Genomic DNA, 21107 nt, shown 5'->3' with positions numbered 1-21107 from the left:
GTCAAGCTGCCTTGTCGAGCGCCGGCACCCGCCAGCTCCTTTGCATGGGGTTGTTTTCGATATTTTGGCAGCGTGCCGTTCCGATTCAATTGGAACGGGGTAGGCTCTAGGCGGCGAGATCCGCAACGACCGCGTCGAGCACCGGGAATCCCGACGTCGTCACCCGCAGTCGTCCGTCGGCGTCGACGGCGATCGCGCCTTCCTCGCGCAGCATCGCGATCCGGTGCGGGTCGAGCTGGCGGCCGGAGAGCTTCGCATAGCGCTTGGGATCGATGCCCTCGGCGAGCCGCAGCCCCATCAGCAGAAACTCGTCGGCGCGTTCTTCGCTGTTGAGGCTGTCATCGCTGACGACGCCGTGACCGCGCTCCTCGACGTTCAACAGCCACGCCTCGGGGCGCCGCTCGGTTGCGGTCGCGTGCCTGACGCCATCGATGTCGAGCCTTCCATGTGCGCCGGGGCCGATGCCGGCATATTCCTCACCGCGCCAGTAGACGAGGTTGTGCTTGCACTCCGCGCCGGCGCGGGCGTGATTGGAGATCTCATAGGCCGGCAACCCCTCGCGGGCGCAGACCTCCTGCGTCACGTCGTAGAGCGCGCGCGCGGTCGCTTCATCCGGCGTCTGCAATTTGCCGGCAGCATGCAGCCCGAAGAACGGCGTGCCTTCCTCGATCGTGAGCTGGTAGAGCGACAGGTGCTCGGCCGCTTCCGAGATCGCCTGCTTCAGTTCATCGGCCCACATCCGCGGCGTCTGGTCCGGGCGGGCATAGATCAGATCGAACGAGTAACGGTCGAACGCAGAGCGCGCGATCGCGACCGCGTCGAGCGCCTCGCGCGCGGTGTGCAGGCGGCCTAGCGCTTTCAGCGAGGCGTCATCGAGCGCCTGCACGCCGAGCGAGACGCGGTTGACGCCGGCTGCGCGATACCCGCGAAAGCGCGTCGCCTCGACGCTGGTCGGATTGGCCTCGAGCGTGACCTCGACATCGCGCGAGACCTGCCAGTGCTTGCCGATGGCATCGAGCACGGCGCCGACGGTCTGTGGCTGCATCAAGGACGGCGTGCCGCCGCCGAGGAAGATCGAGGACACCTGCCGCCCCGGCACGCGCGCGGCCGTCGTCTCGATCTCGCGGGCGAACGCGCGCACGAAACGCTCCTCGTCGACCGGCGCATGCCGCACATGGCTGTTGAAATCACAATACGGGCATTTCGACAGGCAGAACGGCCAGTGCACGTAGACGCCGAAGGCTTCTCGGTCAGCGTGGCTCAAGGCAGATCTCCGCGAGCTTCACGAAGGCGCGGGCGCGATGCGACAGGCCGAGCCCGAGCGGCGGCAGGCCGTGCTTCTCGATGCTGGTCATCTCGCCGAAGGTCCGCGTGTAGCCGTCGGGCAGGAAGGCCGGATCGTAGCCAAAGCCGGCAGTGCCACGCGGCGGCCAGACCAGGGTTCCATCGGCGCGGGCCTCGACCTCCTCGAGATGATCGTCGGGCCAGGCCACGCACAACGCCGACACGAAGTGCGCCTTGCGCCGGTCCGGTGCGGTGGCGCCGCGTTCCTGCAGCAGCCGCTCGATCCGCGTCATCGCCGCCATGAAGTCCTTGCCCTCGCCGGCCCAGCGCGCCGAGTAGATCCCGGGCGCTCCGTCGAGCGCATCGACCACGAGGCCGGAATCGTCGGCGAAGGCGGGCAGTCCGGTCGCCTTCGCTGCCGCAATCGCCTTGATCGCCGCGTTGGCGCGAAAATTGTCTCCGGTCTCCTCGGGCTCGGCGAGGTCGAGCTCGCCGGCCGACACCACCTCGACGCCGTGCGGCGCCAGCAATTCCCGCATCTCGGCAAGCTTGCCGGGATTATGGGTGGCGATGACGAGCCTTCCGGTGATTCGGCGGTGCATGACCAATCTGACTACGCCACCGCGATCTTTTGCAAGTCGACCAGACGCGCGACACCTTTGCGCGCCAGCGCCATCAGCGCCAGGAATTCACCTTCCGAGAACGGCGTCTTCTCGGCGGTGCCCTGCACCTCGATGATCCGGCCGTCGCCGGTCATGACGAAATTGGCGTCGGTGTCGGCTTCGGAATCCTCGGCATAATCGAGATCGAGCACCGGCGTGCCCTGGTAGATGCCGCAGGAGATCGCCGCCACATTGTCGCGCAACACATTGGTCTTCAGCATGTTGCGGGTCTTCATCCAGTTGATGCAGTCGGCCAGCGCCACCCAGGCACCGGTGATGGAGGCGGTGCGGGTGCCGCCGTCGGCCTGGATGACGTCGCAATCGACCGTGATCTGGCGCTCGCCGAGCGCCTCGAGATCGACCGCCGCGCGCAGCGAGCGGCCGATCAGCCGCTGAATCTCGACCGTGCGGCCGCCCTGCTTGCCGGCCGAGGCCTCGCGGCGGGTGCGTTCCAGGGTGGCACGCGGCAGCATGCCGTATTCGGCGGTGACCCAGCCGCGGCCCTGGCCCTTCAGCCACGGCGGCAATCGCTCTTCCAGCGTGGCGGTCACCAGCACATGGGTGTCGCCGAACTTCACCATGCAGGAACCCTCGGCATATTTGACGACGCCGCGTTCCAGCGACACGGGACGCAGTTCATCGGGTGCACGGCGGCTTGGCCGCATGAAATCCTCCAGAAATCCGAGAAAATTGGCTGGCCGTGCTTGTAGGAGCGGGAAGGGGCAGCGGCAAGGGTTTTGGCGAGGGTTTTCGGCCCCGGTATGGTCCGGTACGAGGGGGCAGAATGCATGCTTGTCATCGGCCTCCCGGATCGACAAATTATGCAGTAATTGTGAGGGACTGGAGTGTGACTCACCACGATCCGATTGGCCTGATCGCGCCGCATGCCGGGCTCGCCCAGCTCAACGAGCGTTCGCGCGACATTTTTCGTCAAATCGTCGAAAGCTATCTCGCGACCGGCGAGCCGGTCGGTTCGCGCAACATCTCGCGCCTGATTGCATTACCGCTGTCGCCGGCCTCGGTCCGCAATGTGATGTCGGATCTCGAGCAGCTCGGCCTGATCTATGCGCCGCATACCTCCGCCGGCCGGTTACCGACCGAACTCGGGCTGCGCTTCTTCGTCGATGCGCTGATGCAGGTCGGCGACCTCACCGAGGCCGAGCGTCAGTCGATCCAGACCCAGCTTGCTGCCGTCGGCCGCGCGCAATCCGTCGAGGCCGCGCTTGGCGAAGCCTTGACGCGGCTGTCGGGACTGACCCGCGCCGCGGCGGTGGTGCTGACGCAAAAGTCGAATGCGCGGCTGAAGCATATCGAGTTCGTCCGGCTGGAGCCGGAGAAGGCGCTGGTCGTGCTGGTCGGCGAAGACGGCCAGGTCGAAAACCGCGTCCTGGCGCTGCCGCCGGGTGTTCCATCCTCGGCCCTGACCGAAGCGACCAACTTCCTCAATGCGCGGATCCGCGGCCGCACGCTGGCCGAAGCGCGGCTCGAGCTCGAGACGGCATTGACGCAAAACCGCGCCGAGCTCGATCAGCTCACCCAAAAGGTGGTCGCGGCGGGCATCGCAAGCTGGTCCGGCGGCGAGAACGAGGACCGCCAGCTGATCGTGCGCGGTCACGCCAATCTGCTCGAGGATCTGCATGCGCTCGACGATCTCGAGCGCATCAAGTCGCTGTTCGACGATCTCGAAACCAAGCGCGGCGTGATCGATCTGCTCGGCCGCGCCGAACGCGGCGAGGGCGTGCGGATCTTCATCGGCTCGGAGAACAAGCTGTTCTCGCTGTCGGGTTCCTCCACCATCATCGCGCCCTACGGCGACGCCCAGGGGCGGATCGTGGGCGTCCTCGGCGTGATCGGACCGACGCGGCTGAACTATGCGCGGGTGATCCCGACCGTCGATTATGCCGCGCGCATCGTCAGCAAGATGCTGGGCGGCTGACCGGAGGGCGATTTCGCTTTCATTTGACGGGTTTTCTTCACCCAAGCCGGAGATTCCTGTTCCCGAGACCGGTATGTTGCGCTTGATTTTCGCCGGCCAAAGCACGATATCCCGGCAAGCAATCCCCAAGATTTGAACCGACGCGAGTTTTCGAGAAGGCAAGCCATGACCGATCCGAACCGGGCCAATGACAACACCGAGAATTCGGCGCCGACGGGTGAGCCCGTGGTCTCGAAGCCGTACATCATGCCTGACGAGCCCGAGGCCGGATCGGCGGAGGCGCTGACCAAGGAACTCGCCGAGGCGCGCGACCGGACGCTGCGCACCCTGGCCGAGATGGAGAATCTCCGCCAGCGCACCCGCCGCGAGGTCGCCGACGCCAAGACCTACGGCATCACCGGCTTTGCCCGCGACGTGCTCGATATCGCGGACAACCTGCAGCGCGCGCTCGATGCGGTGCCGGCCGAGACCAAGGAAGCCGCCGATCCCGGCCTGAAGGCGCTGATCGAAGGCGTCGAGCTGACCGAACGTTCGCTGCTCAACGCGCTGGAGAAGAACGGCGTCAAGAAGTTCGACCCGATCGGCGAGAAGTTCGATCCGAACTTCCAGCAGGCGATGTTCGAGGTGCCAGATCCGTCGGTGCCGTCGGGCACCGTGGTGCAGGTCGTGCAGGCCGGTTACATGATCGGCGAGCGCATCCTGCGTCCGGCGCTGGTCGGCGTCTCCAAGGGCGGCGCCAAGGCCGCCCCGACCGCCGACATCACCGCCTGATCCGTCCGATCCCGGCTGCCCCTTTGCGAGTTCGCGGATTGCGCGGGCTCACGGTCGCGGCTTCTCGTGTGCCTTCGGCCAATAGGTGCCGAAGCTCCAGAGATTTCCCTCCGGATCGCGGCAGGCGAAGTCGCGGCTGCCATAGTCGGTATCGCGCAGTTCCATCTCGATCTTGGCGCCGGCAGCCTTGACCTTCGCGTGCAGCGCGTCGGGATCGCCGACGGCGATATAGATCGAGTCGGTGCGGCGGTGGTCGAGGTCGCCGACCAGCTTGCCATAGGCGTCGTCACGGCTCTGACCCAGCATCAGCATCGAGGAACCATAGGCGAGCTCGGCGTGATGGATCACGCCACCGTCGCGGTAGACGACGTGTTCGGTGAACCCAAGCACCGTCGTGAGCCAATTGGTCATCGCCTCGGCGTCCTTGCAGCGCAGGGTCGGGTAGATGCGGGGCGGTTCGATGTCGTGCGTCATGGTCGCTCACCTCCTTGGCTGACGGCGCCATCCTGCACGAGGCAACGCGGCGTCGGCTTGAAGGTTTGTTACCAGTCCGGCAGCCCATTGTCGGAATGGACCAGCCGGCGGTCGGTCAGCGCCTGGCGGCGCGCCCAGGCGGTTGGCGGTTCGCCTGCGAATTCGACGAACTCGCGGGCGAGATGGGCCTGGTCGGCATAGCCGCTTTCCGCCGCGATCCCCGCCCAGCCGAGCGCGGCGCCGCTTTGTGCCAGGCTGCTCGCTCGGTGAAACCGCATCATGCGCGCCAGCGATTTGGGGGCGAGGCCGAGCTCGGACCGAAACCGGCCGGCAAGATGCTTGCGGCTCCAGCCGATCTCGTCGGCCAATGCCGTGATGCTGATGGCGCCGGCCGAACGCGCCAGTTTTCGATAGGCGAACGCGATTTCGGGAGACGGCATGTGGCCGGCGCGGCGCAGCACGAACGCCTCGATCAGGTCGAAGCGGCGCTGCCAGCACGTCACGGCGCCGAGCTGTTCGCGCAGACGACGGCCATCATGGCCGAGCACATCGTCGATATCGACCATGCGCCCGACCAGGTCGGTCACGGCGCCGCCGAAGAAGCCGTAGGCGCCGAGCGGGGTGAAATCGACCTGCACGCAGGCAGCGTGGCCGTCGGACTCGATGTAGACAGGCCCGGCATGCAGGCCGGCGGCGAAGCTGAGCTGACGGTCGGCCGCATCGGGCTCGCGCGACAGCGCGATCAGGAACGGCGAGCCGAAACTGATGATCAGCGGGACGATCAGCGGCGCGGTCTGCCGCTGCGCGAACCGGCCCGTTGCGGTCTCGCGATAACCGGTGATCCGGACGATCAGGCCGGCCATGCGCGGCGACGGCAGGCGCTGCGCGAGATCGAATGCATGAGGTGACGCAGGCTCGGCCATGCGAATCTCGCGAGGCTGCGTCTTACGCGATATCCGAGGACTGGATGCGCTTGACGCCGGCCTTGGCCATGTCGTCCCAGGCCTTGGCGAGCGATCCCTGGGTGTCGATGCCGCGGCAGGCATCTTCCACCACATAGGTCTCGAAGCCGGCCTTGCGCGCATCGAGCGCGGTCCATGCCACGCAGAAATCGGTGGCGAGCCCGGCCACGAAAACCCGCTCGACGTTGCGCGCCTTCAGATAGGCGGCGAGCCCGGTGGTGGTCTTGCCGTCGGCCTCGGTGAAGGCGGAGTAGCTGTCGACGTCCTTGTGAAAACCCTTGCGGATGATCAGCTCGGCCTGCGGGATCGCGAGTTCCTTCGACAGCGAGGCGCTGTCGGTACCCTGGACGCAGTGGTCGGGCCACAGCACCTGCTTGCCATAGGCAAGGTCGACGATCTCGAACGGCTTCTTGCCGGAATGGGTCGAGGCAAAGGAGATGTGTCCGGGCGTATGCCAGTCCTGCGTCATCACCACATTGGCAAAGCTCTTGGCGATCTTGTTGATCACCGGCACCACCTGCTCGCCGTCCTTCACGGCGAGGCTGCCGCCGGGCAGGAAGCAGTTCTGGACGTCGATCACGAGCAGCGCGGAGCCGTCGTCGGGCTTGATCGCAGCCGCCCAGAGGTGCTTTGGAACCAGCGCCGCGAGCGCCAGCGTACCGAGCCCTGCAACGACCTGTCGTCGATCCAACATCGCGCCCCTCCTCGCTCTGATAACCGTGCGCGAAGGCTAGTTCCGTTCGTGGAGCTGCGAAAGTCCGATTTTTCGGCGGCCCTGTCAGCCGCGCGGCTGGATGCCGTCGCGCACCGCGCGGAAGCGCGGGAAGGCCTTCTCCCAATCGGTGCGCGGGGAGCTGCCGATGATACGCATCGATGTTTGCGCGCCGAACCGCAGCCACTGCACGATGGTCACCGGGGTATTGTCCTTGCCGCTGACGGCTTCGATGCGCGTCTCGAAGCCGGGCTGGCCGTCGATCCGGATCGGTTCGGACATGGTGATCCGCCCGTCGCGCACGCCGGGGATGGTGGTGGCGATCTGCTGGGCGAAGCGGCCGCGATCATCCGGTGTGGCCGGGGCCGAGCCGATGAGGCCAAGCAGCATGAAGGGCTTGGTCTCAAGGCCCTTGTCGTCGCCGTCGGCCATCAGCAGCGCCGCGCCCGGCGCCAGCATGCGGACATTCTTGAAGCTGCTGAGCTCGGTGACCTTGAACGGCATCATGCCGAGCTGTTCGTCGACCGGCACCTCGTTGCGGATCTGGGCGGTGGCGAACATCTGTCGCACGGCGTCGTCGGTGTAGATCTTGCTGGCGTTCTCCGGCACCTGGACCGCGACATAGCCGGAGAAGGTCGGTCCCGGCAGGATCATGGAATAGCGCCGCACATTGGTGGTGCCGTCACGCGCGCTCTCCACGGTGTAATAGGCGAGGCCGGCCGGCGTCTCGAGGCTCTCCGGCTTGATGTTTCCGCTACCGGCCGGGTTGGCCTTGAAGGCGCTCACGACCTCGTTGTAGGCGTCCGCGGGCAGATCGGCGATCAAGACCTTCACGCCCTGGTCCTCGGTCTCGAAGCCGATGAACGACTTGGCGCGGTTGAGGCCCATCAGCGGCTTCATCCCGACATGCGCGCCCGGCGGAAACACCACGTCGGCGGCAAAGCCACGACAGGTGGCAGCAAGCAGCAAGGCAACCGCAACGAGAAGTCGAAAAGGCGTCATGGGGGATCTACCGGTTTTGCTTGGTGGCCGCGCAACGGGGCCGGTGCAGGGCTGGATGGCCTCTTTCAGTCGGACCGCTTTTAGCGGTTTTGATGACCCTGCAACAGGCCGCCAAAGCCACGCTCCGGGCCTGCAGGCCCGATTCCATGGGCTTTTCGTCCCGATTGGCCGGCACTTTCCAGTTTCCCGACGTTTCCGACGATCGGCCACCAGCGGCCAAACAGCGCGCCCTCGGCCTGTGCGCCGCTCTCGCATACGACGTTTGTGAGTGTTCACTCAACAGCGCGGACGTCGTGCAGCGGATGTTCGCGGTCGCCAGCGGGCCGCATCATTGCCGATTTGTTAACTTGGATCGGGCTTGAACCGGCGCTGCAGCCGGGCTGACACAATCTTTCAAACGTCAGTCTTTTCAGGCCTCAACGTTGCGTCCAGTCCTTGCGGGCAGGACCCTCTCTCCTATATCAGGCTCACCGTCGCAATATCGCGAGTATGTGAACGTCTGGGGGTTCGGTACGGAGCGCCGTCAGGGCCCAACCAACCTGCCGTAGCAAAGAGGATATCAAAACCATGGGTAAGGTCATTGGGATCGACCTCGGCACCACGAATTCGTGCGTCGCCGTAATGGATGGCAAGAACGCCAAGGTGATCGAGAATGCCGAGGGCATGCGAACGACGCCGTCGATCGTTGCTTTCACTGACGATGGCGAGCGCCTCGTCGGCCAGCCGGCGAAGCGCCAGGCGGTGACCAATCCCGAGCGTACGTTCTTTGCGGTGAAGCGCCTCATTGGCCGCCGCTATGACGACCCGATGGTCGAGAAGGACAAGAAGCTCGTTCCCTACAAGATCGTCAAGGCATCGAACGGCGACGCCTGGGTCGAAGCCGATGGCAAGACCTATTCGCCCTCGCAGGTCTCGGCCTTCATTCTGCAGAAGATGAAGGAGACCGCTGAGGCGCATCTCGGCCAGAAGGTCGAGCAGGCCGTCATCACGGTTCCCGCCTATTTCAACGACGCGCAGCGTCAGGCCACCAAGGACGCCGGCAAGATCGCCGGCCTCGAAGTGCTGCGCATCATCAACGAGCCGACGGCTGCCGCGCTCGCCTACGGTCTCGACAAGTCGAAGTCCGGCACGATCGCCGTGTACGACCTCGGCGGCGGCACCTTCGACGTCTCGATCCTCGAGATCGGCGACGGCGTGTTCGAGGTGAAGTCGACCAACGGCGACACCTTCCTCGGCGGTGAAGATTTCGACATGCGCCTGGTCGGCTATCTCGCCGACGAATTCCAGAAGGAGCAGGGCATCAACCTGCGCAACGACAAGCTCGCCCTGCAGCGCCTGAAGGAAGCTGCGGAGAAGGCCAAGATCGAGCTGTCGTCGACCACGCAGACCGAAATCAACCTGCCGTTCATCACGGCTGACCAGACCGGTCCGAAGCATCTGACGATGAAGCTGACCCGCGCCAAGTTCGAGGCGCTGGTGGCCGATCTCGTCGAGAAGACCATCGAGCCATGCCGCAAGGCGCTGAAGGATGCCGGCCTGACCGCCGGCGAGATCGGCGAAGTGGTGCTGGTCGGCGGCATGACCCGCATGCCGAAGATCCAGGAAGTCGTGAAGCAGTTCTTCGGCAAGGAGCCGCACAAGGGCGTCAATCCCGACGAGGTCGTCGCGATCGGCGCTGCGATCCAGGCCGGCGTGCTGCAGGGCGACGTCAAGGACGTGCTGCTGCTCGACGTGACCCCGCTGTCGCTGGGCATCGAGACGCTGGGCGGCGTGTTCACCCGCATCATCGACCGCAACACCACGATCCCGACCAAGAAGAGCCAGGTGTTCTCGACCGCCGAAGACAATCAGGGCGCCGTCACCATCCGGGTCTTCCAGGGCGAGCGTGAAATGGCGGCCGACAACAAGATGCTCGGCCAGTTCGACCTGATGGGTATTCCGCCGGCTCCGCGCGGCATGCCGCAGATCGAGGTGACCTTCGACATCGACGCCAACGGTATCGTCAACGTCTCGGCCAAGGACAAGGCGACCGGCAAGGAACAGCAGATCCGGATCCAGGCATCCGGCGGTCTGTCCGAAGCCGACATCGACAAGATGGTCAAGGACGCCGAGGTCAACGCGGCCGAGGACAAGAAGCGCCGCGAGGCTGTCGACGCCAAGAACCATGCCGACGGGCTGGTTCACTCGACCGAGAAGGCTCTGGCCGAACACGGTTCGAAGATCGCCGACACCGAGCGCCGCGCGATCGAAGACGCCGTCAGCGACCTCAAGGAAGCGCTGAAGGGCGACGACGCCGAGGCGATCAAGGCCAAGACCAACACGCTGGCGCAGGCTTCGATGAAGCTCGGCGAGGCCATGTACAAGCAGCAGGCCGAGGCCGATGCGGCCAAGGACGCTGCTAAGGATGACGTTGTCGACGCGGAGTTCACCGAGGTCGACGACGACAAGAACAGCAAGAAGTCTGCTTAAGCGGATTTGCGATCATGACCCTCACACCAATGAGCACGCGCCGCGTCTCGGAGGAGTGGGGGTCATTTTTCTTTAAGGCGATCGCTGCATCTTCCAGACAGGCGCAATCCTTGACGCAATCGTCAGCGCAATCTTTGGCGATCGCGATGAACTTCGGACGGAATTGAAGGATGTCCACCAAGCGCTGCTATTACGAGACCCTCGAGGTTGAGCGGAACGCGGACGAGACCAAGCTCAAATCGGCTTTCCGCAAGCTCGCGATGAAATGGCATCCGGACAAGAATCCGGGCGACGCCACCAGCGAAGTCCGATTCAAGGAAATCAACGAAGCCTATGAGGTGCTGAAGGACGGCGACAAGCGCGCCGCCTATGACCGCTTCGGCCATGCCGCTTTCGAGCAGGGCATGGGCGGTGGCGGCCCCGGCTTCGGCGCCGGCTTCGCCTCATCCTTTTCCGACATTTTCGAAGACCTGTTCGGCATGGCCGGGCAGCGTCGCAGCGGCGGCCGCGAGCGCGGAGCCGACCTGCGCTACAACATGGAGATCACGCTCGAGGAGGCCTTCCAGGGCAAGACCGCGCAGATCGAGATTCCGGTCTCGGTCACCTGCGAATCCTGCTCGGGCACCGGCGCCAAGGCCGGCACCAAGCCGAAGACCTGCTCGCATTGCGGCGGCGCCGGCCGTGTCCGGCAGGCCCAGGGCTTCTTCACGCTGGAGCGGACCTGTCCCGGCTGTCAGGGTCGCGGCCAGATGATCGAGGATGCCTGCACCTCCTGCGCCGGTTCCGGCCGGGTGACGCGCGAGCGCACGCTGTCGGTCAACATTCCCCCGGGCGTCGAGGACGGCACCCGCATTCGTCTCGCCGGCGAAGGCGAGGCCGGTGTCCGCGGCGGACCGCCCGGCGACCTCTACATCTTCCTGTCGCTGACCACGCACCAGTTCTTCCAGCGCGACGGCGCCGACCTGCACTGCCGCGTGCCGATCTCGATGGTGACCGCAGCGCTCGGCGGTGAATTCGAGGTGCCGACCATCGACAAGGGCAAGACCAAGGTGAAGGTGCCGGCCGGCACCCAGTCCAGCCGGCGATTCCGCATCGCATCAAAGGGTATGCCGGTGCTCCGTTCGCGCCAGACCGGCGACATGTATGTCCAGGTCGTGGTCGAAACGCCGCAGAATCTGACCAAGAAGCAGCAAGAACTGCTGATGGAGTTCGAAAAGCTGTCGTCCGGCGCAACCCAGCCGGAGGCCGCGGGTTTCTTCTCTAAGGTCAAGGACTTCTTTGGCAATCGCTCCGTCTAGCCGCAGTCGTTATGCTTGACCGTAACGACTTCGACCTATACGTCTTTGTGACTGTTTTCTGACAACCGCTCGATTGTGCGGTCCCCGCCTGGTAGCGACATGCCTTTGCAATCGTCCGTGCGTGCGTCGAAGAAGCCCCTCCGTCTCGACGACGAGGTTCGATTTCTCCGTTCATGGATGGAGAAGCCGCTGCATATGGGCGCGGTGATGCCGTCCGGACGGCTGCTCGCCCGCACCATGGCGCAATATGTCGATCCCGACGCCGAGGGGCCGGTCGTCGAACTTGGACCCGGCACCGGGGCGATCACCAACGCGCTGATCGAGCACGGCGTGGATCAGAAGCGTCTCGTCCTGGTCGAATACAATCCCGGCTTCTGCGCCTTGCTGCGCGAACGCTATCCGCACGCCAGGGTCGTCCAGGGGGATGCCTATACGCTGCGCGATACGCTGTGGGAGGTACTTAAATCTCCCGCCTCAGCCGTGGTCTCCGGCCTGCCGCTCGTCACCAAGCCGATGCTGACCCGCCTGAGGCTGGTCCGTGACGCCTTCCTGGCGCTCGCACCCGGCGCGCCGTTCATTCAGTTCACCTATTCGGTGGTGCCTCCGATTCCGAAGTCGCTGCCGGGCGTGTCCACAGAGGCCTCCGAGCGGATCTGGATGAACCTTCCGCCCGCGCGGGTCTGGGTGTATCGCAAGGGCTGACCACCCGGCGCCGTCGCGCCGGGCGTGCGCCATACCTGCGATTTCAAAATGTCCGCGCTGAAAATCCTCGTGATCCCCGGATCGCTTCGGTCAGGCTCGCTCAATGCGAAGCTGGCTGCCGTGCTGGCGCACGAACTGGCGCAATCCGGCGCCGACGTCACCCGCATCTCGCTCGGCGATTTTCCGCTGCCGATCTATGACGGCGACCTGCAGGCGAAATCCGGCGTGCCGCAGCATGCCGTGAATCTGAAGCGGATGATCGGCGTCCATCATGGCGTGCTGATCGTGACGCCGGAATACAATTCCTCGGTGCCGGCGCTGGTGAAGAACACGATCGACTGGGTGAGCCGCGTGCAGGATCCGCATGAGGTGCGAGGTCAGGTGTTCCACGGCCGCGCGTTCGCGATTTCAGCCGCATCCGGCAACCGGCTCGGCGGCACCCGCGCGCTGGCTGCGCTGCGCCTGATCCTGACGGCGTGCCGCGCCACCGTGATCCCAAACCAGCTCGCGCTGTCATTTGCCGAGCAGGCCTACGACGATATGGATCATCTGAAGCACCAAGCCGACATCGACGCGATGCGCGCGCTGGTACGGCAGCTGATCGACCATTCTCAACGCATGATGTGAGGTGACATGCAGCCAGCCAGGATCGCTCCAAGAGACCGGTTGATCGTGGCGCTCGATCTGCCGTCCGTCGCCAGCGCCGAGGCGATGATCGACCGGCTCGGCGATGCCGTCAGCTTCTACAAGATCGGCTATCAGCTCGGTTATGCCGGCGGCCTCATCCTGGCGAAGCAGCTTGCAGGCAGCGGCAAGAAGGTCTTCCTCGATCTGAAGCTGCACGACATCGGCAACACCGTCGCGCGCGGGGTCGAAAGCGTCGCCGGGCTCGGCGCGACCTTCCTCACCGTGCATGCCTACCCGCAGACCATGAAGGCGGCGGTCGAGGCACGCGCCGGCTCCGGCCTGAAGATCCTCGCGGTGACGGTGCTGACCTCCTACGACGACACCGATCTGCATGCGGCGGGCTATCGCCTCAACGTCTCCGATCTCGTCGAAGCGCGCGCCAAACAGGCGCAGGCGCTTGGCGTTGACGGCCTCGTCAGCTCGCCCGAGGAGGCCGCCGCCTTGCGCAAGATCGTCGGCGATCAGATGAACCTGGTGACGCCGGGTATCCGACCCGCGGGCTCGGCAACCGGCGACCAGAAGCGCATCATGACGCCGGCTCGCGCCATTGCCGCCGGCGCCGACTATCTCGTGGTCGGACGTCCGGTGATGGAAGCCGCCGACCCGAAGGCATCAGCCGAAGCCATTCACGCCGAAATCGCCCAGGCGCTCGCCTGAACAACAAGAGGGAGAACAGAGATGGCGAAGGGATACTGGATTGGACGCGTCGACGTTCACAATGACGAGGGCTACAAGCCCTACGCGGTGGCCAACCTTGCGATCTTCAAGAAGTTCGGCGGCCGTTACGTGGTGCGCGGCGGCCAGCTCAACTGCGTCGAGGGAGAGAGCCGCTCCCGCAATGTCGTGATCGAATTTCCCGACTACGCAACCGCGATGGCCTGCTACAACTCCCCGGAATACCAGGCCAACATCAAGGTGCGGCAGCCGCATTCGATCGCCGACCTCATCATCATCGAGGGCTATGACGGCCCGCAGCCCTGATCGCGGGTTGGCCGGTTCGGTTGCCGGAACAGCCTTGGCTCGCTATATCGCGTGGAGAGGTGAGCCATGGCTGACATGCGTCTGATTGTTGCGGGAGCCGGCGGCCGGATGGGCCGCACGCTGACGCGGGTGATTTCCGAAACCCCGGGGGCGGTGCTGGTCGGTGCGCTGGAAGCACCGGGCTCGGAACTGCTCGGCAAGGACGCCGGTGTGCTCGCCGGCCTCCCCGCCAATGACGTCAAGCTGTCGGCCGATCTGTGGTCGATGTCGGCCGGCGCCGACGGCATCCTGGATTTCACCGTGCCGGCCGCGACCATCGCCAACGTCGCGATCGCGGCCGAGCGCGGCCTCGTTCACGTCATCGGCACCACCGGGATGTCGCCGTCCGACGATGCGGTGATCCGCAGCGTGACCAATCGCGCCATCGTGGTGAAGTCAGGCAATATGAGCCTCGGCGTCAATCTGCTCGCCGCGCTGGTCAAGCGCGTCGCGCAATCGCTCGACCAGAGCTTCGATATCGAAATTCTCGAGATGCACCACAAGTCCAAGATCGATGCGCCGTCGGGCACCGCCTTGATGCTCGGCGAAGCCGCGGCCGCGGGACGCGGAATCGCGCTCGATCAGCATTCGGCGCGCGGCCGCGATGGCCTCACCGGTGCGCGGCGCGCGGGCGATATCGGCTTTGCCTCGTTGCGCGGCGGCACTGCGGCCGGCGATCACAGCGTGATCTTTGCCGGCCCCTCCGAGCGCATCACGCTCTCGCACCATGCAGAGGATCGCGCGCTGTTCGCGCAGGGCGCGCTGAAGGCAGCGCTGTGGGCGCATGGCAAGAAGCCCGGCATGTATTCGATGGCCGACGTCCTCGGGTTGAGCGACTGACACCGCTCGACGGAATGAAATCCAGCTAAGCGAAAACGGAATCTGAAATGAGTGATCGTCTCCTTGTGCTCGTTCGTCACGGTCAGAGCGACTGGAATCTGAAGAACCTGTTCACCGGGTGGAAGGACCCTGATCTCACCGAGCAGGGCGTCAACGAAGCGAACGAGGCCGGCCGCAAGCTGAAGGCGCAGGGCCTGTCGTTTGATGTCGCGTTCACCTCCGATCTTACCCGTGCGCAGCACACGCTGAAGCTGATGCTGGAGCAGATCGGCCAGACCGGTTTGCCGACCACGAAGAACCTTGCGCTCAACGAACGCGATTACGGTGATCTCTCCGGCCTCAACAAGGACGACGCCCGCAAGAAGTGGGGCGAGGATCAGGTTCTGATCTGGCGCCGTTCCTACGACGTGCCGCCACCCGGCGGTGAAAGCCTGAAGGATACGCTGGCGCGCACGCTGCCCTATTACGTGCAGGAGATCCTGCCCGGCGTGCTGCGCGGCCAGCGCACGCTGATCGCCGCCCACGGCAATTCGCTGCGCGCGCTGATCATGGTGCTGGAGAGGCTGACGCCGGAGCAGATCCTCAAGCGCGAGCTCGCCACCGGCGCGCCGGTGGTCTATCGGCTCAATGCCGATTCCACCGTTGCGTCCAAGGTCGATCTCGCGGGGTAGAGGTTTGATGTTGTCATTCCGGGGCGATGCGCAGCATCGAACCCGGAATGACGAGATAGAGGTTAGTGCAATCCGACCTGGCCGGCTTCCCAGCCCAGCATCGCCTGCTTGCGGGTGATGCCCCAGTGATAGCCGGTCAGCGCGCCGCTTTTGCCGAGTGCGCGATGGCAGGGCACCACGAACGACACCGGGTTGCGGCCGACCGCGGCGCCGACCGCGCGCGAGGCTTTCGGGCTGTTGATCTTGCAGGCGATGTCGGAATAGCTGACCGCGCGGCCCATCGGGACCTTGAGCAGCGTCTCCCACACCCGCACCTCGAAGTCGGTGCCGATCAAAACGACGCGCAGCGGCTGGTCCGCCCGCCACAACCTTGTATCGAACACGCGCTGCGCCAGCGCGGTGGTGCCGTCGGTGTCCTCGACATAGGTCGCGTTCGGCCAGCGCCGCTTCATGTCGGCGAATGCGGTCTGCTCGTCGCCGTGATCGGCGAAGGCAAGCCCCGCAAGCCCGCGATCCGTTGCGATCACGATCGCGGTGCCGAACGGCGAGGGATGGAAGCCGTAGCGCAGCGTCATGCCGCCTGCGCCGGTCTTCCATTCGCCCGGCGACATCGCCTCATGCGTGACGAACAGGTCGTGCAGCCGTCCCGGCCCTGACAGGCCGGAGTCGAGTGCCGCATCGAGCACGCTGGCGGAATCGCGCAGCAGGTTCTTGGCGTGGTCCAGGGTCAGCGCCTGCATGAAGGCCTTCGGCGTCAGCCCGGCCCAGCGGCGGAAAAGATGGTGCAATTCATCCGGCGTGACGGCGGCGGCATCGGCCATCGCTTCGATGGTCGGCTGTGTGCGCCAATGCTCCGAGATGAACGCGATGGCGCGCCGAACCGAGTCATAGTCGCGCAGCGCGGCGCTCTGGAGGCCCGGCTTGGCCAGGCGCTGGTCGTGTATGGCGAGTGTCATCATGGTGTCTGATTTAGGAGCCATGGCGCGTCCAAACCACCCGATTTCTGACAAGCATGATCCGGAAAAGTGGGGACCGGTTTTCCGACGAGATCATGCTCAAAAGTAAGCTCGACTAGTGTCCCGAATCCGAAGTTCGCATCATTTGCCGCACCTTCGGAGCGAACTTCGGATTCGATAAGGACACTAGCAAACCTTTGATTCTAGTGTGCTTTATGAATGCGAAGTTCGTGAAAGTGGTTGCCGCGAAATCGCACGAACTTCGCATTCAGCACACTAGCGGATGGGGTTGTAAGTCGGGCCGCGTTTCGCGGCGTTGAGCGCCGCCGTCAAGGCCTTGGAGAAGCTGGCTTTTTCGTCCGGGCCGAGGAAGCTGCCGACGCTGACCCGGCGGCCCCGGGAGACCAGATAGAGCCGCTCGATACCGAACTCCTCATGCGAGATCTGTTCGAACCGCACCCAGAGCGGATTGAGCACCCATTCGGCCACATGGCCGCGATGGCTGATCCTGCGCACCCGCAGTTCCGACGGTGTGACGGTGATCTCCTCGCTCGCCTTGGCGGAGCGGAAATTGACCTTGAACGCCCAATAGATCACCAGCGCGTCGAGGCCGAAGAAGCCGAAGATCGGCCAGGCGCCCAGCCACCAGAACACCGCGCCGGCGATGAAGCTGACCACGGTGACGAACGACATCAGCACGATAAAGCCGGTGCGATTCAGCGAGCGGTGCGGCGTCAGCAATGCCGAGAACAGTTTGGGCTCGGCCTCAGCGGCATCATCCGCGAGGTCATCGGCCCTGAGGTCTTCGCCCGGATCAAAGTCGTTGCCTGCGGTCATGGCGTCTCAGTATATCCGGTTCATGGCCAAAATCATCCGCTCTCAACGCGCCAGCACATCAAGCGTTCGATCTGCTCCGAAGAAGAAGCCTGCGAAAGCGGCAAGGCTGCTGCCCAAACGCGAGGCAAAGAAGGCGGCCAAGACGGCCGCCAAGCGAACGGTAAAGCCGAAGCCATGGACATCGGAGGAGGTCTACGAGGCTTTCGACCGGTTCCGCCAAGCCAATCCCGAACCCAAGGGCGAACTCGAGCACCTCAACCCCTACACGCTGCTCGTTGCGGTGGTGCTGTCGGCGCAGGCGACCGACGCCGGCGTCAACAAGGCGACGCGAGCGCTGTTCGCGGTCGCCGACACGCCGGCGAAGATGCTTGAGCTCGGCGAGGACAGGGTGCGCGACTACATCAAGACCATCGGGCTCTATCGCAACAAGGCGAAGAACGTCATCGCGCTCTCGCAGAAGCTGATCGCCGAGTTCGGCGGCGAGGTGCCGCGCACGCGCGCCGAGATCGAATCGCTGCCCGGCGCCGGCCGCAAGACCGCGAATGTCGTGCTCAACATGGCATTCGGCGAGCACACGATGGCGGTCGACACCCATGTGTTTCGCGTCGGCAACCGCACCGGGCTCGCGCCCGGCAAGACGCCGCTCGAGGTCGAGCTGGGATTGGAGAAGGTGATCCCGACCGAGTTCATGCTGCACGCCCATCACTGGCTGATCCTGCATGGGCGCTACACCTGCCTCGCCCGCGGTCCACGTTGCGACGTATGTCTGATCAATGATCTCTGCCGGTGGCCGGAAAAGACCGTCTGAGGCATGATCGTCGTCATGTGCTATCAGGGCGTTTTCGAGCGAAGTGGATATCGGTTCGCGTGATAGGTTCGTCGGTTGTTCCGGTGCGTGATTGAGGGAGTGCGGTGTGGCAGAGCAGGTTGAAGATGGTCCGTCACCCGCCAGCCAGACCGCGCCTGCTGCGGCACCTGCCAAGCCGCAACCTTCGGCAAGCGGCTTCTGGAGCCGTTTCGCGATTCCGCTGTTTGCCGTGCTCGTCGCGCTGGTGTTCGTCGCGGTGGCGACCAGTCGTTGGGATGCCTGGGTCGGCAGCGCCACGATCCAGACCACCAATGATGCCTATGTGCGCGCCGAATTGACCCAGCTCTCCAGCCGCGTGTCCGGCGAGGTGCTCACCGTCGCCGTCTCCGATTTCCAGCACGTCAAGGCCGGCGATCTCCTGGTGCAGATCGATCCGGCCGATTACCAGGCGCAGGTGGCGCAAGCCGAGGCCGGCGTGGTCGGTGCGCAGGCCGTGCTCGACAACCTCAACAACCAGGTCGAGCTGCAATATGCGACCATCGCGCAGGCCGAAGCTGCGCGGCTGTCCGCGGAGGCGCAGCAGACTCTGGCACGCCAGGAGGAAGAGCGTCAGCAGTCGCTGTCGCAAACCGACGCCGGCACGCGGCAGCGGCTCGAGCAGGCGACCGCATCCTACGCCAAGGCGGAGGCCGACGTGCGCGCCAGCCGCGCTGTCATCGCGGCACAGCGCCATCAGCTCGAGGTCCTGCAAGGCACCAAGAAGCAGCGTGCCGCCGACCTCGACGCCGCCAAGGCGCTATTGGCATCGGCCAAGCTCAAGCTTGGCTACACCAAGATCGTCGCGCCGTTCGACGGCGTCACCGGCGAGCGCCAGGTCCAGCCGGGCGACTACGTCAACATCGGCGCCAATCTGATCAACGTCGTGCCGCTGCCGAACGTCTATGTGATCGCCAACTACAAGGAGACCCAGCTGACCAACGTCAAGCCGGGCCAGCCGGTCGAGGTCACCGTGGATACGTTCGCGGGCCAGAAGCTGCGCGGCGTCGTCGAGCGCATCGCGCCGGCGAGCGGATCGCAATTCGCGCTGCTGCCGCCCGATAACGCCACCGGCAATTTCACCAAGGTGGTGCAGCGCATTCCGGTGCGGATCCAGTTCGACAAGGGCCAGCCCTTGCTCGAGCGCCTGCTGCCGGGCATGTCGGTCGTCACGCGGATCGACACCGGCGAGGCGGTCGCCAATGGCGGAAAGTGATGACCGCGACCGTGGTCCGGTCTCGCGCGGCGACGTTGCGCGCTATCCGCTGTTCGCGGTCGTCGCCGTGCTGCTCGGCGCGTTCCTGGCGAATTTCGACAGCCGACTGACCTCGGTCGGCCTGCCCGATCTGCGCGGCGCGTTCTCGCTCAGCTTCGACGAGGGCGCCTGGCTCTCGACGGCTGCCATCGGCTCGCAGATCTTCGTCGCGCCTGCGGTGGCCTGGCTTGCCACCGTGTTCGGCCTGCGCCGGGTGCTCGGCATTCCGAGCCTGGTCTATGCCGCGGTCTCGCTGACTATTCCGTTCGTGCGCGACTACACGACGCTGATCGCGCTCAGCATCGCCCACGGCATGCTGCTCGGCACCTTCGTGCCGGCGACGCTGATGATCATCCTGCGCAATTTGCCGATCCGATGGTGGTTGCCGGCGATTGCGATGTACTCGATCCGCGTCGGCTTCGCGCTCGACTCCTCGAGCTCGCTGGTCGGTTTCTATGTCGAGCATCTCGGCTGGCAGTGGCTGTATTGGCAGGGCGTGGTGATCGCGCCGCTGATGGGGCTGATGGTGTATCTCGGCACCCCGAAAGAACCCGTCAATCGCGACCTGCTGCACCATGCCGATTGGGGCGGCATGCTGCTGCTCGGCGCCGGGGTGTCGATGGTCTATGCCGGGCTCGATCAGGGCAACCGACTGGACTGGCTGTCGTCGGGCACGGTGATGGCGCTCTTGATCGGCGGCGGGCTGTTGATTGTCGCCTTCATGATCAACGAAATGGTCGCGCGCCGGCCGTGGGCGCATTTCAACGTGCTGTTCTCGCGCAATATCGGCCTCTCGCTGGTCGTCATCCTGCTGTACACACTGACCAGCCTGTCGAATTCGTCGCTGGTGCCGAACTTCCTCGGCACCGTCGGCGCGCTGCGGCCGGAGCAGTCGGGCGTGCTGCTGTTCACCTACGGCGCGCTGCCGATGTTCGTGCTGGTGCCGATCTCGATTCTGCTGCTGCGCCACCTTGATCCGCGCATCGTCGTGGTACTCGGCTTCTCTGCATTCGCGGCCGCCAATCTGTGGGGCACGCAGCTGAGCCATGTCTGGGCACGCGACGACTTTGTCGGCATCGTCCTGCTCACGTCGATCGGGCAGGCGTTCACGCTGCTGCCGATCATCATCATGGCGCTGTCGAATTCCGATCCGTCGCGGGCGACGGCGTTCGCGGCCTATATCCAGATCATGCGCCTCGGCGGCGCCGAGATTGGCGTCGCGCTGATGGGGACCTGGCTGCGGGTCCGCGAGCAGATCCATTCGAACTATCTCGGACAGCACGTCCAGAATGGCGATATCGACGTCGTGAACCTGCTGAAGCGGCTGGCAGGTGAATTTTCCGGCCACGGCATCGGGACAGCGACGGGGCGCGCCGTCGGCACGCTGGCGGCGCTGGTGCAGCGCGAGGCCAACACGCTCGCCTATATCGACGGCTTCTGGCTGTGCTTCTGGCTCGCGATCCTGGCGCTGGTCCTGGTCGCCCTGATCACGCGCGCGCCGCAGGGCCCGTTGTCGCCGCTGCCGCTCGGCTTGGTGAAGAGCGTGATGCGCAGGCTGGGCGCCACCGCTTCCTGATTTGCGAAGAGGCGGCGCGGATATCGGCGCCAGGTCAACTTATCGGGTCAATTTATAGTGAATGCGGCGCTCGCGCTATGTCGCAGGCGTGTTGAAATATTTTGCTCATCGCGCGGTTCCAAGAGCGGGGGAATTGGAGCCACGATGAT

The 21107-nt window shown here is 65.0% G+C and carries 23 protein-coding genes; 14 read left to right on the top strand and 9 right to left on the bottom strand.

The window, feature by feature from the left end:
• Positions 1-106 precede the first annotated feature (106 nt).
• Genes hemW through rph form a run of 3 tightly spaced genes read right to left on the bottom strand, consistent with a single transcriptional unit; the run spans position 107 to position 2611 of the window.
• On the bottom strand, positions 107-1264 hold the full coding sequence (gene hemW, locus ACVW1B_RS35125) for a radical SAM family heme chaperone HemW (RefSeq protein WP_253605737.1): 1158 nt from the start codon (positions 1262-1264) through the stop codon (positions 107-109).
• On the bottom strand, positions 1251-1886 hold the full coding sequence (gene rdgB / locus ACVW1B_RS35120) for an RdgB/HAM1 family non-canonical purine NTP pyrophosphatase (protein ID WP_253605739.1): 636 nt from the start codon (positions 1884-1886) through the stop codon (positions 1251-1253). Before rdgB ends, hemW begins: the two co-directional genes overlap by 14 nt.
• An 11-nt stretch (positions 1887-1897) precedes the next feature.
• Positions 1898-2611, bottom strand: coding sequence for a ribonuclease PH (rph, locus tag ACVW1B_RS35115; RefSeq protein ID WP_016841497.1), 714 nt, complete (start codon positions 2609-2611; stop codon positions 1898-1900).
• Between the two features lie 182 nt (positions 2612-2793).
• On the opposite strand from rph, the gene hrcA reads away from it, so the two are divergent.
• Positions 2794-3882: a heat-inducible transcriptional repressor HrcA gene (hrcA, locus tag ACVW1B_RS35110; protein ID WP_016841498.1), complete on the top strand. Its 1089-nt coding sequence runs from the start codon at positions 2794-2796 to the stop codon at positions 3880-3882.
• A 165-nt stretch (positions 3883-4047) separates the two neighbouring features.
• Positions 4048-4653, top strand: coding sequence for a nucleotide exchange factor GrpE (gene grpE / locus ACVW1B_RS35105; protein ID WP_028341763.1), 606 nt, complete (start codon positions 4048-4050; stop codon positions 4651-4653).
• Positions 4654-4701: 48 nt separating this feature from the next.
• On the opposite strand, the gene ACVW1B_RS35100 is transcribed toward grpE, so the two are convergent.
• The 4 genes from ACVW1B_RS35100 to ACVW1B_RS35085 form a co-directional block, all read right to left on the bottom strand.
• Positions 4702-5127 carry a VOC family protein gene (locus ACVW1B_RS35100; protein WP_253605741.1) on the bottom strand — a complete coding sequence of 142 codons (426 nt, stop codon included), beginning with the start codon at positions 5125-5127 and terminating at the stop codon, positions 4702-4704.
• 68 nt (positions 5128-5195) lie between these two features.
• Complete coding sequence (locus tag ACVW1B_RS35095; protein WP_253605743.1) at positions 5196-6050, bottom strand: helix-turn-helix domain-containing protein; 855 nt, start codon at positions 6048-6050, stop codon at positions 5196-5198.
• Between the two features lie 22 nt (positions 6051-6072).
• Positions 6073-6783 carry a bifunctional nicotinamidase/pyrazinamidase gene (gene pncA, locus ACVW1B_RS35090; protein ID WP_253605745.1) on the bottom strand — a complete coding sequence of 237 codons (711 nt, stop codon included), beginning with the start codon at positions 6781-6783 and terminating at the stop codon, positions 6073-6075.
• 84 nt (positions 6784-6867) lie between these two features.
• On the bottom strand, positions 6868-7803 hold the full coding sequence (locus tag ACVW1B_RS35085; protein WP_253605746.1) for a hypothetical protein: 936 nt from the start codon (positions 7801-7803) through the stop codon (positions 6868-6870).
• Between the two features lie 92 nt (positions 7804-7895).
• Here ACVW1B_RS35085 and ACVW1B_RS35080 point away from each other — a divergent pair, with 92 nt between their 5' ends.
• The 9 genes from ACVW1B_RS35080 (at position 7896) to ACVW1B_RS35040 (ending at position 15490) form a co-directional block, all read left to right on the top strand.
• Complete coding sequence (locus ACVW1B_RS35080) at positions 7896-8165, top strand: hypothetical protein (RefSeq protein WP_253605748.1); 270 nt, start codon at positions 7896-7898, stop codon at positions 8163-8165.
• Positions 8166-8370: 205 nt separating this feature from the next.
• Entirely contained in the window at positions 8371-10272 is a 1902-nt protein-coding gene (dnaK, locus tag ACVW1B_RS35075) for a molecular chaperone DnaK (RefSeq protein WP_026192053.1), read from the top strand.
• Between the two features lie 170 nt (positions 10273-10442).
• A complete protein-coding gene (gene dnaJ / locus ACVW1B_RS35070; RefSeq protein ID WP_050383491.1) occupies positions 10443-11570 on the top strand; it encodes a molecular chaperone DnaJ in 1128 nt (375 codons plus the stop codon).
• A 99-nt stretch (positions 11571-11669) separates the two neighbouring features.
• The gene (locus tag ACVW1B_RS35065) at positions 11670-12272 is read left to right on the top strand and encodes a class I SAM-dependent methyltransferase (RefSeq protein ID WP_026192052.1); all 603 of its coding nucleotides are present in this window, start codon (positions 11670-11672) and stop codon (positions 12270-12272) included.
• Between the two features lie 48 nt (positions 12273-12320).
• Positions 12321-12899, top strand: coding sequence for an NADPH-dependent FMN reductase (locus tag ACVW1B_RS35060; protein WP_253605750.1), 579 nt, complete (start codon positions 12321-12323; stop codon positions 12897-12899).
• A gap of 6 nt (positions 12900-12905) precedes the next feature.
• Positions 12906-13616, top strand: coding sequence for an orotidine-5'-phosphate decarboxylase (pyrF, locus tag ACVW1B_RS35055; RefSeq protein WP_253605751.1), 711 nt, complete (start codon positions 12906-12908; stop codon positions 13614-13616).
• Between the two features lie 21 nt (positions 13617-13637).
• A complete protein-coding gene (locus tag ACVW1B_RS35050) occupies positions 13638-13940 on the top strand; it encodes a DUF1330 domain-containing protein (RefSeq protein ID WP_028335765.1) in 303 nt (100 codons plus the stop codon).
• Positions 13941-14006: 66 nt separating this feature from the next.
• On the top strand, positions 14007-14819 hold the full coding sequence (gene dapB, locus ACVW1B_RS35045) for a 4-hydroxy-tetrahydrodipicolinate reductase (RefSeq protein ID WP_016841511.1): 813 nt from the start codon (positions 14007-14009) through the stop codon (positions 14817-14819).
• Between the two features lie 47 nt (positions 14820-14866).
• Complete coding sequence (locus ACVW1B_RS35040; protein ID WP_253605753.1) at positions 14867-15490, top strand: 2,3-bisphosphoglycerate-dependent phosphoglycerate mutase; 624 nt, start codon at positions 14867-14869, stop codon at positions 15488-15490.
• A 62-nt stretch (positions 15491-15552) separates the two neighbouring features.
• Here the strand turns inward: ACVW1B_RS35040 and ACVW1B_RS35035 are convergent, their stop codons facing one another.
• Together ACVW1B_RS35035 and ACVW1B_RS35030 are read right to left on the bottom strand one after the other, a co-directional pair.
• Complete coding sequence (locus ACVW1B_RS35035) at positions 15553-16449, bottom strand: methylated-DNA--[protein]-cysteine S-methyltransferase (protein ID WP_028335763.1); 897 nt, start codon at positions 16447-16449, stop codon at positions 15553-15555.
• 273 nt (positions 16450-16722) lie between these two features.
• The gene (locus ACVW1B_RS35030; RefSeq protein ID WP_253605755.1) at positions 16723-17283 is read right to left on the bottom strand and encodes a DUF2244 domain-containing protein; all 561 of its coding nucleotides are present in this window, start codon (positions 17281-17283) and stop codon (positions 16723-16725) included.
• A 22-nt stretch (positions 17284-17305) separates the two neighbouring features.
• Here ACVW1B_RS35030 and nth point away from each other — a divergent pair, with 22 nt between their 5' ends.
• From nth to ACVW1B_RS35015, 3 genes are all read left to right on the top strand, one after another.
• Positions 17306-18091, top strand: a complete 786-nt coding sequence (gene nth / locus ACVW1B_RS35025; protein WP_253605757.1) for an endonuclease III — start codon at positions 17306-17308, stop codon at positions 18089-18091.
• Positions 18092-18197: 106 nt separating this feature from the next.
• Positions 18198-19343, top strand: coding sequence for an HlyD family secretion protein (locus ACVW1B_RS35020; protein WP_168856183.1), 1146 nt, complete (start codon positions 18198-18200; stop codon positions 19341-19343).
• A complete protein-coding gene (locus ACVW1B_RS35015) occupies positions 19330-20958 on the top strand; it encodes an MFS transporter (protein ID WP_253605758.1) in 1629 nt (542 codons plus the stop codon). Before ACVW1B_RS35020 ends, ACVW1B_RS35015 begins: the two co-directional genes overlap by 14 nt.
• The last annotated feature ends 149 nt before the right edge of the window (positions 20959-21107 follow it).

It is taken from the genome of Bradyrhizobium sp. USDA 4502 (assembly GCF_054063355.1).
The sequence above is the reverse complement of the archived record's forward strand: the minus strand, read 5'-3'. Positions and strand labels throughout refer to the sequence as shown.

Coding starts and splice junctions, on each gene's coding strand:
- dnaK (WP_026192053.1), top strand. CDS start 8,371: ATGGGTAAGGTCATTGGGATCGACCTCGGCACCACGAATTCGTGCGTC.
- rph (WP_016841497.1), bottom strand. CDS start 2,611: ATGCGGCCAAGCCGCCGTGCACCCGATGAACTGCGTCCCGTGTCGCTG.
- pyrF (WP_253605751.1), top strand. CDS start 12,906: ATGCAGCCAGCCAGGATCGCTCCAAGAGACCGGTTGATCGTGGCGCTC.
- ACVW1B_RS35095 (WP_253605743.1), bottom strand. CDS start 6,050: ATGGCCGAGCCTGCGTCACCTCATGCATTCGATCTCGCGCAGCGCCTG.
- pncA (WP_253605745.1), bottom strand. CDS start 6,783: ATGTTGGATCGACGACAGGTCGTTGCAGGGCTCGGTACGCTGGCGCTC.
- ACVW1B_RS35060 (WP_253605750.1), top strand. CDS start 12,321: ATGTCCGCGCTGAAAATCCTCGTGATCCCCGGATCGCTTCGGTCAGGC.
- ACVW1B_RS35015 (WP_253605758.1), top strand. CDS start 19,330: ATGGCGGAAAGTGATGACCGCGACCGTGGTCCGGTCTCGCGCGGCGAC.
- ACVW1B_RS35080 (WP_253605748.1), top strand. CDS start 7,896: ATGACCCTGCAACAGGCCGCCAAAGCCACGCTCCGGGCCTGCAGGCCC.
- ACVW1B_RS35040 (WP_253605753.1), top strand. CDS start 14,867: ATGAGTGATCGTCTCCTTGTGCTCGTTCGTCACGGTCAGAGCGACTGG.
- grpE (WP_028341763.1), top strand. CDS start 4,048: ATGACCGATCCGAACCGGGCCAATGACAACACCGAGAATTCGGCGCCG.
- dapB (WP_016841511.1), top strand. CDS start 14,007: ATGGCTGACATGCGTCTGATTGTTGCGGGAGCCGGCGGCCGGATGGGC.
- ACVW1B_RS35030 (WP_253605755.1), bottom strand. CDS start 17,283: ATGACCGCAGGCAACGACTTTGATCCGGGCGAAGACCTCAGGGCCGAT.
- rdgB (WP_253605739.1), bottom strand. CDS start 1,886: ATGCACCGCCGAATCACCGGAAGGCTCGTCATCGCCACCCATAATCCC.
- nth (WP_253605757.1), top strand. CDS start 17,306: ATGGCCAAAATCATCCGCTCTCAACGCGCCAGCACATCAAGCGTTCGA.
- ACVW1B_RS35065 (WP_026192052.1), top strand. CDS start 11,670: ATGCCTTTGCAATCGTCCGTGCGTGCGTCGAAGAAGCCCCTCCGTCTC.
- ACVW1B_RS35050 (WP_028335765.1), top strand. CDS start 13,638: ATGGCGAAGGGATACTGGATTGGACGCGTCGACGTTCACAATGACGAG.
- dnaJ (WP_050383491.1), top strand. CDS start 10,443: ATGTCCACCAAGCGCTGCTATTACGAGACCCTCGAGGTTGAGCGGAAC.
- ACVW1B_RS35085 (WP_253605746.1), bottom strand. CDS start 7,803: ATGACGCCTTTTCGACTTCTCGTTGCGGTTGCCTTGCTGCTTGCTGCC.
- ACVW1B_RS35100 (WP_253605741.1), bottom strand. CDS start 5,127: ATGACGCACGACATCGAACCGCCCCGCATCTACCCGACCCTGCGCTGC.
- ACVW1B_RS35035 (WP_028335763.1), bottom strand. CDS start 16,449: ATGATGACACTCGCCATACACGACCAGCGCCTGGCCAAGCCGGGCCTC.